General features: G+C 62.0%; 11 protein-coding genes and 1 pseudogene. 9 read left to right on the top strand and 3 right to left on the bottom strand.

Annotated elements, in window-relative coordinates:
* Positions 1–171 precede the first annotated feature (171 nt).
* From X733_RS140990 to X733_RS141010, 6 genes and pseudogenes are all read left to right on the top strand, one after another.
* On the top strand, positions 172–360 hold the full coding sequence (locus X733_RS140990; protein WP_023819786.1) for a hypothetical protein: 189 nt from the start codon (positions 172–174) through the stop codon (positions 358–360).
* A gap of 414 nt (positions 361–774) precedes the next feature.
* Positions 775–1,243 (top strand): annotated as a pseudogene (locus tag X733_RS01000000166575) (MucR family transcriptional regulator).
* Between the two features lie 654 nt (positions 1,244–1,897).
* Positions 1,898–3,640: a ParB N-terminal domain-containing protein gene (locus X733_RS140995; RefSeq protein ID WP_023819785.1), complete on the top strand. Its 1,743-nt coding sequence runs from the start codon at positions 1,898–1,900 to the stop codon at positions 3,638–3,640.
* A gap of 97 nt (positions 3,641–3,737) precedes the next feature.
* On the top strand, positions 3,738–4,214 hold the full coding sequence (locus X733_RS141000) for a hypothetical protein (protein WP_023819784.1): 477 nt from the start codon (positions 3,738–3,740) through the stop codon (positions 4,212–4,214).
* Positions 4,211–5,095, top strand: coding sequence for a hypothetical protein (locus X733_RS141005; RefSeq protein WP_023819783.1), 885 nt, complete (start codon positions 4,211–4,213; stop codon positions 5,093–5,095). Before X733_RS141000 ends, X733_RS141005 begins: the two co-directional genes overlap by 4 nt.
* Positions 5,095–5,412, top strand: a complete 318-nt coding sequence (locus tag X733_RS141010; RefSeq protein WP_023819782.1) for a hypothetical protein — start codon at positions 5,095–5,097, stop codon at positions 5,410–5,412. The genes X733_RS141005 and X733_RS141010 overlap by 1 nt, the downstream gene beginning before the upstream one ends.
* A gap of 13 nt (positions 5,413–5,425) precedes the next feature.
* Here X733_RS141010 and X733_RS141015 read toward each other — a convergent pair whose 3' ends face one another.
* On the bottom strand, positions 5,426–5,734 hold the full coding sequence (locus X733_RS141015; protein WP_023819781.1) for an alkylphosphonate utilization protein: 309 nt from the start codon (positions 5,732–5,734) through the stop codon (positions 5,426–5,428).
* A gap of 510 nt (positions 5,735–6,244) precedes the next feature.
* Between X733_RS141015 and X733_RS141025 the strand changes: the two genes are divergently transcribed.
* The 3 genes from X733_RS141025 (at position 6,245) to X733_RS141035 (ending at position 9,320) form a co-directional block, all read left to right on the top strand.
* Positions 6,245–6,832, top strand: a complete 588-nt coding sequence (locus X733_RS141025) for a hypothetical protein (protein ID WP_023819779.1) — start codon at positions 6,245–6,247, stop codon at positions 6,830–6,832.
* Between the two features lie 334 nt (positions 6,833–7,166).
* Positions 7,167–8,093 carry an ArdC family protein gene (locus tag X733_RS141030; protein ID WP_023819778.1) on the top strand — a complete coding sequence of 309 codons (927 nt, stop codon included), beginning with the start codon at positions 7,167–7,169 and terminating at the stop codon, positions 8,091–8,093.
* Between the two features lie 918 nt (positions 8,094–9,011).
* On the top strand, positions 9,012–9,320 hold the full coding sequence (locus X733_RS141035; RefSeq protein WP_023819777.1) for a DUF736 domain-containing protein: 309 nt from the start codon (positions 9,012–9,014) through the stop codon (positions 9,318–9,320).
* A 191-nt stretch (positions 9,321–9,511) separates the two neighbouring features.
* On the opposite strand, the gene X733_RS141040 is transcribed toward X733_RS141035, so the two are convergent.
* Both X733_RS141040 and X733_RS1000000167320 read right to left on the bottom strand, forming a co-directional pair.
* Complete coding sequence (locus X733_RS141040; RefSeq protein ID WP_023819776.1) at positions 9,512–10,807, bottom strand: DUF2130 domain-containing protein; 1,296 nt, start codon at positions 10,805–10,807, stop codon at positions 9,512–9,514.
* A 167-nt stretch (positions 10,808–10,974) separates the two neighbouring features.
* Positions 10,975–11,562, bottom strand: coding sequence for a DUF309 domain-containing protein (locus tag X733_RS1000000167320; RefSeq protein ID WP_023819775.1), 588 nt, complete (start codon positions 11,560–11,562; stop codon positions 10,975–10,977).
* Between the last annotated feature and the right edge of the window lie 117 nt (positions 11,563–11,679).

Here is an 11,679-nt window from a genome sequence, read left to right as displayed (position 1 = left end):
TGACGTAACGTCAAGAATCAGCTAACTGGATCATCGCGGCGGACCTGATTGGACCGTCCGGCTGGCGCCTGCCAGAGCCCCCGCAAAAGCAGGCGCCGGCCTTTTAGCGCTTGAAAGATCGAGCAGTCATATTGTTTCGTCTTGTCCCCATCCAGACACGAGGCAGTTGCGATGGAAGACACCAAAGGCGGCGCAAACCACACGTCCGTTGAGATAGTCGAGGCCATGGGCGAGTGGTTCGTCCGTGTTGTTGGGAACGGCGAAGAACTTACCCGATCATTCGACCTGGAATCGGTCGCCCTTGCCTTCGCGGAAAGCCAGCGGATACGCCTGGGGCTTAAGGACTTCAAGCGGATCTGACCCGACTTCCGCGTTCACACCATAGCCGCCTAAGTTCAGTTTGCTATTGATCCGTTCGGGGTCGCCCTATGTCGTGCCAATCAACTTCCGTTCTTCACCATAAGACGGCAAGACTAAAGCCTTGCACCACGCAAGCAAAGGTCTGACGTAACCGCCTTGGTTCCGTACTTGTCCGTTGGACGTTCCGTTATTTTAGCTAATCGGCATATAAGCGGGCCGTCACTGGCTGACGGGCCGCCTGTTTTTTGGTCTACAGCCGAGCCGGGGCCAAAAAGAACGCATCAATTTTGGCGTCGCTCTTGCCCAGCGTCGCAAAGCCGGTCGCCATCATTGGCTTAGAATAGATCAGGCCCGGTTGCGTACTGGACATTGCTCAAATAGAGATGGGACAAATCAGACAAAAGGACCGACACATTGACAGAAGAATCCGACCGCCGCGCCGCCGAACTAGCCGAGCTTACTGCGGAGATTGTGTCCGCCTCCGTAAGTAAGAACCCTGTACCGGCTACCGGCCTGCCTGAACTAATCGCATCCGTGCACAAGTCTCTGTCCGCGCTTGGTATGCCGATCGCACCTATCGTTGAGCCGCAAACTCCCGCGGTCAACCCAAAGAAGTCGGTGACGCCAGACTTCATTATCTGCCTCGAAGACGGCAAGAAGTTCAAATCCCTGAAGCGGCACCTTAGCACGGACTTCGGTCTGACGCCGGACGCCTATCGCGAGAAGTGGGGCTTGCCGCGCGATTCCGATGACGGCTCCGAATTACGCCGCTCAGCGCTCGCAACTGGCGAAGTCCATCGGGCTTGGGCGCAAGGCTGAACCCGTCGCACCAGCCAAGAAGGCACCCGCGAAGCGGAAAACCAAAGTGACCGCCACCACCTGACGCTACGTAACGACTCAGCTATGTCAAGGCGCGGCGGATCCCAATCCCGCCCGGAGCCGGCGCCATTCGGATCAGCTCCAGCGAGGGCGCCGGCCTTTGTTCTTAGCGTGGCGGAACTCGCCGGGCGAAGAAACCCCAACCACCTCAAGCCCGGCGAGCCTACACCTGATCAAAGTACCCGATCAGGACCGGGACCAACCGGCACCACGACCGAAGCAAGCGCAATGCCAGCACTTTGGTCCCGAAATGGGACAATGCCGGGTTCCCTCGCTAGCACCCGGGTTTCTCTTCAGAAAAACCAACGTAGAACAAAAACCCTGTGAGCTTTCGCCACGGAGCCGCCGCGCCAAGGCAGAGAACCGTTCCGCTTATCGCCATGCCCCGGTCTACGTCGCAGGGGTTGAGGAAAGGAAAACTTAGGAGGAATTAAACCCGCTCGCAGATCGGGCGGGCCGCTGACGCTGGCGCTCAACCGCGCCGCTCGCGATCCCGGCCGCGTCGTCCTGCGCAGGGCTGTTAGCCCCGCTCGGCCAGCCGGGCAGGGATGCTCGGCCGCAGGTGCACCGGCCCGCCCNCGGGGGATGTCTTCAGGAAGAAGACGAGGAAGGACGCAGCGATCAGCGGTGTCCGCAAAACCCTTGAAGGAGCATCCCCATGGAACTGAAATTTGTCGACCCGCGCGCGCTGAAGGATAACCCTGACAAGGCGCGACGCTCGAAGTCGAGTCCGCAGGCCGACGCGCTGCTGCTGGCTACGATCCGTGCCGTCGGCATGGTGCAGCCGCCTGTCGTCGCGCTGGAGACCGATGGCGGCAATGGCTACGTCATCGATGCCGGCCATCGTCGGGTGAAGCAGGCGATCGCGGCCGGTCTCGAAGAGATCGCCGTGCTGGTGATCGAGAGGGCCGAGGATGGCGGCGCCATGCGCTCGCTAGCGGAAACGCTCGCTCACGAGCAGCTCAATCCCGTCGACCAATGGCGCGCCATTGAGCGGCTGGTCGCGCTCGGCTGGACCGAGGAAGCGATCGCCGTCGCTTTGGCGCTGCCCGTCCGCCAGATCAGGAAGCTGCGCCTGCTGGCCAACGTTCTGCCGGCCATGTTGGAGCAGATGGCCAAGGGCGACATGCCCAACGAGCAGCAGTTGCGCACCATCGCCTCGGCTTCGCTTGATGAACAGAAGGAGGTCTGGAAGAAGCACAAGCCCTCCAAGGCCGATCCCCAGGTGTCGTGGTGGAGCGTGGCGCAGGGCCTGACGAAGCGCCGCATGTACGCGCGCGACGCCAGCTTCGGTGACGATCTCGCCCAGGCCTACGGCATTGCCTGGGTCGAGGACCTGTTCGCTCCGGCCGACGAGGACAGCCGCTACACGACGGATGTCGAGGCCTTTCTTGGCGCCCAGCAGGAGTGGATGGCAAACGCTGTGCCCAAGCGTGGCGTGATCGTGGAAGCCGGTCAGTGGGGCGAGCCGAAGCTGCCGGCCAAGGCCGAGCGTCTGTACGGTAAGCCGTCGAAATCCGATCACACCGCCATGTATCTCGACCGCGACGGCAAGGTGCAGTCGGTCGCGTATCGTATGCCGGCGGTCAAAAAGTCCAAGGACAAGAATGGCGCTGATGTCGAGGCCGATGGCGATGATATGGTGGTTACGGCAAAGCCGCGTCCGGACGTGACGCGTAAAGGCATGGAGATGATCGGCGACCTTCGTACCGACGCACTGCACGAGGCGCTGTCGCGCGCACCGATCGAGGACGACACGCTGATGGCGCTGCTCGTTCTCGCCTTCGCCGGCCAAAATGTGACAGTGGCATCTGGCGCCCGCGACATCTCCTATTACGGGGCGGCAGGCCTCGGCGAACATGCCGCGCGCCTGTTCGACCAGGAGGGCAAGTTCGCGTTCGACATGGACACGCTGCGCATTGCCGTGCGTTCCTTGCTGATCGACGTTCTGTCCTGCAGGGAAAATCGCTCGGACAGCGGCGTTGTCGCCCGTGTCGCCGGCGACGTCATCGCCGCCGACAGCTTCTTAGCCAACATGGGGACGGAGGATTTCCTGTCATGCCTGTCGCGACAGGCATTGGAAAGCGCCTGCGCGGATACATCCGTCCTGCCCCGTCAGAAGGTCAAGGATACCCGTGCGGCCCTTGTCGAGCATTTCAAGGAAGGCCGCTTCGTCCACCCGTCGGCGCGGTTTGGGCCCACTCCGGAAAAGCTGACCTCCTGGCTGAAGAAGAACGAGGCCAGGGAACAGCCTGACGACGGCACGCCGGAGGACCAGGACGAGCTCGACGGCGATGCGATCGTCGATGCTGCACATGACCATGTCGGCGACGATGACGCTGCGCAGGACGAGGACCTCACGGACGAACAGACCGAGCCTTACAAGGTGGCCGCCGAGTAGGCGGCTGCGCCTTACCTTTCCCTTCGAACGATCATTCCGCCGCCGGCACATCACCGGCGGCGGTTCTGTTTCCACCATGAGCACCACGGAGAAAACTATGTCCGCCCAATTAATCTATGACCTTGTTCCACTCGCATCCATCGTGACTTATTCCGACGGATCCCCACGCCCGCCAGAGCGGCATCGCAAGAAGGTCGCAGCCTGGGAAAATCTCAACGGCGGCGGTCGCCTGATCCGCAAACAGGCCGAGGCCCGCGTCGGCAGTACGACGCTGCCCGCCTCGATCACCCTGCACAAGGGCGACTATGGCAGTCAGGGAACCATTGTGCTGCGCGTCCACCAGACGTTTTCGGTGAACAGCGACCTGAAGTTTTCGGTCAAGCAGCGGCCCGCCATCGGCTCCGTCCTGGTGCTCGACCGCGCCGGCGACGATGCGGAGCTTGTCTATCTTGCCGCCAATCGCGCGGCCGCCGAGGAATGGCTGACCCGCCACGGCTATCCGAACGCCGTGTTTCAGCAGGTCGTGGCCGACACCGTAGCGGCGGACACCGTAGAAGGGAGGACGGCAGCATGACTGCGCGAACTTCTGAAACCCATGTCGTCGAACCCCCCGGTTCTCCGGAAGTTACTTTTGGCCGAAGCGCCGATGGGCTTTGCGTTGCCCTTGTCGGTGAGCACGCCTTCGCCATGGCTCCGGCCCGCGATGGCCGGCACTATCTTGTCACGGGCTGGCGTATCCGCCGGCCCATGGCCGAATGGACGCGCAGCGATTTCTACGGCCATGCCGGAGAGCTTGCCGACGAGGCGGCGTTTCGCGCGCATGTCAAGGAGAGCGCCCTCCACCAGCAGCAGCGCGCGGCTCTCGGACGTCGCGAAATCCACTCCCGTGCCCACACGCCATGGGGAACGTCGCAGGGAGCGACCGTCTATGCCGAGGGCGTCGTGGCTCACTCGACCGCAGGCCATGGCGGGTTCCATCTGTCGGCGGAGCGAAATCGCAAAGTCCATCAGATGCTCCGTGCCAATGATGGCTGGTATGAAGAGGATTGCCATTGGGCGACCGTCGCCCAAGCCTTCCCCCAACTCTTCACGGACTTCGAGAGGGCTTGTGCGGAAAAGTCGATACGCGACTGGTACCCGGATGCCTGGGAGGCGATCCACGGGAGGGTGCTCGAACCCGGCCAATCCGCGAAAAAGGACGAGCGGGCATTTTTCGAGAAGCATACCGATGACTGGATCGTGGTGTCGGCGATCCGTTCCGGGCACCAGCCCGGTTTCACCGAGGTTATCGCGACCCCTGGCGGCAGGCGCGGACCGGGCACGGAGGAACGTCGCTTTCTCGTTGCGACCGACGAATACCATGTCGGCCGCTTTGGATTCGTCATCGACGTTGCGCGCCATCGCGTCTATGGCGGGCCCTCGAGCTTCATGGATTGGCAGGGGAGGGAGACATAATGTCCGTCTCCGGTCGCCGCGCACAGCTCTTTCGCATGGAGGAGGCTGGGCGCCAGACACAGCGCCAACTCGAAATGATCGACCGGCAGATCATGAGGCGGATGAGGCGATTATTCCGCAATGCCCCAGCGTACCGAACCCCAACGCCGAACCCTGCTGATGCCAGGACCTTTCTGGAACGGTATCGATCGAACCTTGCCGCGATCACACAGGAAAGACAGCACGAAATCGATGCGCTTTCACGCAAACTGGCCAGGCAGGACGCTGCAATCGCAGCACTGCGTGACAGGATCCCGCAGGACCTGCTGCGTGCCTAATACTGGTGTCTGATCAGCGCTTGCGGACGAACTCCGTTCGCAACACCAGCCCCTTGATCGCATCATGTCGGCAATCGATTTCTTCGGGATCGTCGGTGAGCCGGATCGACTTGATCACGGTCCCCTGCTTCAGGGCCTGGCCGGCACCCTTGACCTTGAGGTCCTTGACGAGGACGACGGAGTCGCCGTCGGCGAGCACGTTGCCGGCGGCATCGCGCACTTCAATTTTCCCGGCAGAAGCTGCAATGGCAGCCATCTCCGATGCTGGTCGCCATTCCCCTGTCGTGTCGTCATAGACGTAGTCGTCATTCTGATCGGTCATTGCTGCCCTCGTTTCGGAGGTGAACACGCTACGCGGCCAGCCCGACATGGGAGCAGGCCAAAGAGTTGATCCGCAGCGGCGGACCGGCGCAGCTCATCTATACCGGCAGGAGCCGAAGTTCAAACCGCTGACGTCCCTCGCGCAGCCTGGCGGGCAGGCGGATTGGCGGCGGGAATGAACACTGCATTTCCTCGCGCATGCCGATGTCCGAATTCATCCCTTGCCGGTCTTCCCGGCGGGTTTGCTGCGGTCTGAACCGGCGGCTGTCCGCTTCAAGGCCGCTATCGCGCCGCGGGGCGGCCGGATCCCGCCGATCTCGGCAAGGCTGGCCCGCGTCCCGCGCAGGGCCAGTGAAGAACTGACCCCGCTTGTCCGCAAGCCAACCTCGCTCGCCTGGCAGGCTCCGGACCCTGAAGCGTCCAGCTTCCGCCGGTTCCTTTTGACCGCACCCGCAGGAAAGACCGGCAAGGGCCGGAACACCTGAAGGGCATCGCTAGAAAGGAAAGCTCAATGTCCAGTTCAACCCGCTCCACCAAGGCCAAGGCCCGCGTCGTCCAGCTCCGCAAGGGCACAACCCTCGAAATGGTCCGGCTCTGCTGCCCGGATGGCCACCAGGCCACCCTCATTTCCGAAAGCTTCGGCCTCTCCATCCTCGACAGTGACGGCATCCGTGAATTCCATGAGCGCAGTCTGATCGAAAGCGCCGATACGCTCTCCGAGGGCCTTTCCGAAAAGGCCATGCAGATCCACCTGCAAAGAATCGTCGGCTCTTATGTCGGCTCGGCCTTTGGAGCAGGCCAGTTCTACTCGAAGGCCGTCACCGAGGCGAAGGATGCCACGGCCAGGCTCGCCAATGACACCCGCGACGAGGACATTGACGGTCCGGTCGGCTTCGACAGCAAGGCCCAGCGCAAGCGCGAATTCGCCGCTGAAATGGGCCTTCAGGCACATGCCCTGCGCATGGCCGCCGAGGGCGCCGTTGCCGCCTACGAGCACATCGTCGGCGAGAGCTGGAAGCCCTACGAACGCCAGACCGAGAACCCCGGCCAGACCGTCAACCGGCAGGCAGCCGATCTCCAGATGGCGGCCCTTGGCTAACTGCGATCGGGCGGAGCTTCGGCTCCGCCCGATCTTCTCATACTGAGGCTGGTGTCCGTTCGGGAGCCGGCCTCTTTGCTGTGCCAAAGGCACCCGGCTCAAAGATGGACACGGCAAGTGATTAAGGCCGCGCCAATCGCGGCCGTCACGAATGATGGTCCTGCTCCGGTTCTCGTCCCGCGAAACGGCTGCGCCGTCCTCCACTGACGTTGCGGCCCGCAAGCGATGGTTCTCAGCTTCCCCATCGATCCTCCGCGGGTTCGCGGACCTGCGATCCTGCGCGTGCGGACCTTGTGACGGCCGCGATTGGCGCGGCCTCGAATGGAGGTTTGAAATGGACAGGAACAACAACAAGCCCCGCGTCGACATCTACGCGAAAATCACCGATCGTATCGTCGCGGATCTGCAGAAGGGCGTGCGTCCCTGGGTCAAACCGTGGAGCGTTGCGAATACGACCGGTCGCATCACACGGCCGCTCCGTCACAACGGCCTGCCGTATCAAGGGATCAATACACTGCTTTTGTGGTCGGAGGCGGTCGCGAGGGGCTTTGTCTCTCCGGTCTGGATGACGTTCAAGCAGAGTGCGGAGCTCGGGGGTCATGTTCGCAAGGGCGAGACTGGCTCCATGGTTGTTTACGCCAGCCGCTTCACCAGGACCGAAACCGACGCGCATGGCGAGGAAGTCGAGCGGGGTATTCCGTTCCTCAAGGCCTACACGGTGTTTTGCGCCGACCAGATTGAAGGTCTGCCGCCGCACTATCATGCGGCACCACAGCCTGCCGCCGATCCTGTCCAGCGCATCGAGCATGCCGACCGTTTTTTCGACAACACCGGAGCGGTTGTGCGGTATGGCGGAGACAAGGCCTATTATTCTCCCTCTTCCGACCATGTGCAGTTGCCGTCACCGGAATTTTTCCGGGACATGGCTTCATTTGTCGCTACGAGAGCGCACGAGACTCTGCATTGGACATCGGCTCCTCACCGGCTGAACAGGGACCTCAGCCGCTACCACAAGGACCGCACGGATCGCGCGCGGGAAGAATTGCTCGTGGAGTTGGGTGCCGCGATGCTCTGCGCGGACCTCGATATCGTCCCTGAGCTGGAGCCGAGGCCCGATCATGCCGCCTATATTCAGGGCTGGGCCAGCCTGCTGGGCAGCGACAAGCGGGCGATCTTTCAGGCGGCCGCCCACGCACAACGCGCGGTCAATTATCTCCACGAGTTCCAGGCGCAGGCGGAAGAATTGGCGAGCGCGGCCTGACGGGGTGCCGAGCCCGCCTCGATCCGCTTTCGCGTCATCAGTCCGGGCGCGGGAGTCCAATCGACCCCCTCGTCCTGATGGCGGCACACGGTTATTTTTGCGCTATATTCGCCGATACTTCCTGGAAGCGGCCGTTGTCTGCGACCAATCTTGGCTGGTTGCCTCGCCGAATGTGCTGCCCTTTGCGCGAAATCCCTCAACGTCGCTGAGGGCAAGCATTCGGCATCGATTCCCACTCTACCCCCGCACCGCCGTCGACATCTTGACGTGGCCGGCCAAGAAGGCCCCGACTCGCGGCCGGCCGTTCGGGCGGTAACCCGGGTCCGAAGCCTGATCAGCCGGCCGGTGCCGGCGTCCGGCCCAAAGATGCCTATCGATGTCCGCTATGCGGCCGCTCCTGCTTGAACAGCAGATTATCGGGCTCCTGGGACTCGCCTCGCGGCCCGTCATCGTTCGACCGATATGAGGAGGGCGGGTGCGTCTCTTTCCGTTTCCGTCGTTCTACAATGACGCGTGACGGGGACGGCCAGGCATGATGGTCCCTGACATTAGTCGAAGTTGCGGTGATCATGCCGATGGGAGCTCGACCGTCGTCTGTCCGGCGGTTTCATGGAAAGGCGCACCACCTGCGTCCTCGATGGGGCTGGTCTGACCGAAGGCCGTCTTCGCTTCGCTGCGCCTCGTTCTTAAACCCGCAACAGCCGGTCGCGACTTTCTTCCCCTGGCGGCTGCGCCGCCATTCCGCGCGCAACAAGAAAGCCTCCCCCTGGCTGCCCTTCACTGTCGTTGCGGCCCTAAGGACCACCCCATGCGCACGCGCAATGGGGACCCCGGTGGGTGCGGGCCGATCGCCTCCGGTCCATCGACCGCCATCGAGGTCGCGGTGGTCGCGGCCCGAGAAACTCACGGAGACGACAAATGGCTACCATCGGCACATTCACCTCAAACGGCAACGGCTTTTCCGGAGCCATCAAGACCCTCAACCTCAACGTCAAAGCCAAGCTGATCCGCGTCGAGAACCCTTCCGACAAAGGCCCCCACTTCCGCGTCTACTCGGGTAGCGTCGATCTCGGAGCCGCCTGGCAGAAGGTCTCCAACGAGGGCCGCGACTATCTCTCGGTCAAGCTGGACGACCCCAGCTTCCCCGCTCCGATCTACGCTACCCTGATCGAGGTGGAAGGCGAGGAAGGCCTGCAGCTGATCTGGTCTCGCCCCAACCGCGACTGATCGCCTCGACGAGGGCTCCGCCGCAAGGCGGGGCCTTCGGCCGTTCCCAATCCAAGCCCGCAGGCGGAACGAGAAAGCCCGACGAAGCGATGGCTGCGGAGCAGGGACTCGGGTCCCGTCTTCTGGTCGCGTCTCAGTTGGGCTCAGTCGTTGTGAGGAGTCCTGATCGCCTTGGCCGACCTGAAGGTTCCCTATTCAGTTTCAGGCGAAGAGGCTTCAAGCGCCAGCACATCCAGCCCCTCAATCTCCTGCATCACTTTTCCGGCGATACCCTGCAGGTCACCATACATGCCGACAGTCGACTCGATCACCCCTTGGATCTGCGCCTCGCGCTTGGCCCACAGGCGTGTTGTGACCTTGCGTTCCTTGGCGAGGTCCTCTTGCATATCCGAGAATTTCTCCACGATCGCCTCGACACGGTGGCGGAAGCGCGGACCGGTCAGATAGCCGTAGACCTGTTCCATTTTGGTGGCCTGGCCGTCCTGGGCGAGGCGGGAGTTCGCCAGCTCGATCAGGGATTGCCGAAGCATGATGGCGATCGGGATCGCACACTTGGGATGGGCGACATAAACTCCGTCCACAAGATCGAAGGTTTCCACGCCGGGAGGCAACGCTTCGGAGATCATCAGCGCAATATCCGCTTTCGCGGCTCGTTGATCTCCTCTGAGTTTCCCAAGCCAGCCCTGGCTCCAGTTCTTGGTGCGTTTCGATTCCCATAAAATGGCGCCGCATGGCTGGCCGGCGGGTCCGACCACGCGGTGTAGGACATCTCCGCCGAACTCGCCCTTGGCGACCGGTTCGATGGTGTCCATCGGGAACCGGCTGGCAATGAGAGACTCGAGCTCAAGCTCGAGGACCTCGCCCTGCAGCTGCTGAGAACCCTGTTCCGCACGGCGCTTCAGCTCCTCGATCTGGCGCTGCATGCCGGCGATCTGTTCTTCTTTTTCGGCAACCTTCATTTTGAGGCCGTCTTCGGCTTCGGACCTCGCCTTTACGCGAACGGCGTTCAATCCTTCCTGGATCTTCCTTTCGATGGTCAGCGCCATCTCGCGCTTTTCATCGTCAAGCGCACGCTGCTGTTTCACGAATTCCGCCTGTTGCTGCTGGGCCTCGGCGAGCTTTTCGTCGCGCGCCTTCAACGTCGCCTCCAGCTCGGCAAGCTTGTTATCCCTGTCCTCCAGGTCTACCGAAAGCAGCAATTTTGCCTTGCGTGCTTCCTCGACCGCGATTGCGGCACGCTCAAGCTTGATTTGCTCAGCGACCTGATTGCCGATGTCCTCTTTGGCGGCGTCGATCGCGGCCTGCTCGCGTTTAAGCTTTTCCTCCCGGGCCGCCATGGACGCGTTGCTCTGCTCCAAACGCCGTTCATAGTCCTCGCGAGTCGCGGCAATCAGCGGCGCCGCGAGCGACTCGTTGAGCTTGATCTCCGTTTTGCAGCTCGGGCAGCTGATTGTCGGTTCATTGAGAATCCTGGGCTGCACAGTCATTTGGCGCACTGACTCACTGAGGGCTGATGTAGTTTCAGACTATATATTACCGCTCTTTTTTGGAAAAGAACAAAGAGCGAACAAGGGTGTTATCCCCAGCGGTAAGGACGGAACGCCGATTTCGTCGTCGAATTCCCGGCAAAACGGCACGGTGAATCCGCCGTCTTCTACGAATGACTGTTTCTCTTTTGCGATCTGATCGGCATTCCGCCGGAACGTGACCCGAGAATGAAATCAAACACGGCTTGAGGCTGACCCAGCGCTGTCGCCTGCAAGGCTGCCGGAATCCTTGCTGCGGCTTCGGCCTGTTCGGCAAGCACGGTGAGTGACATGCCGAGCGCGCATTCGAAGGCGCGATCCGGCGCGTTCATCAGCCGACGAAGGAGCGCCGCGGCGCGTCCGGCATGACGCACCGCCGCCGCATGCTTGCCCTCGCGGATCTTCACGCCGGCCGCCGATAACAGGATCAATCCCTTGAAGAGGATCCGAAGCGGAGCGCCTCGATCTGCAACCTGCCAAAGACCTTCCCAAGCCTCATGGGCTTCCCAGTAATAGCCATGATTGAAGAGGTCGATACCCCAGAGGAACATGTCCGAGTCAAGCGACGCCTCTTCAGCAATCTGAATTGCTTCGCTGTGATAGCTGTGTCCTGCAGGATCGCGCACGGGATGCGGCTGCCGGCCGGGAAGATACGCATAGGACGGAAAATTCTTTTCCGGTAGCCAGCGCGGGCGCAACGTCGAACTAATAGCCATCAAAGACGCATTTTGTCACTTGGCAATCAATTACGATAGAGGTGATTTGGCCGCGACGGGCGGAGCCCGCAGGCCGGTCGCCCCTCGTCCGGTACTATGGAACAGGAACCCCTTGCG

The organism is Mesorhizobium sp. L2C066B000, from assembly GCF_000502335.1.
Lineage (GTDB): Bacteria > Pseudomonadota > Alphaproteobacteria > Rhizobiales > Rhizobiaceae > Mesorhizobium.
This window is presented reverse-complemented; position numbering and strand designations above follow the sequence as displayed.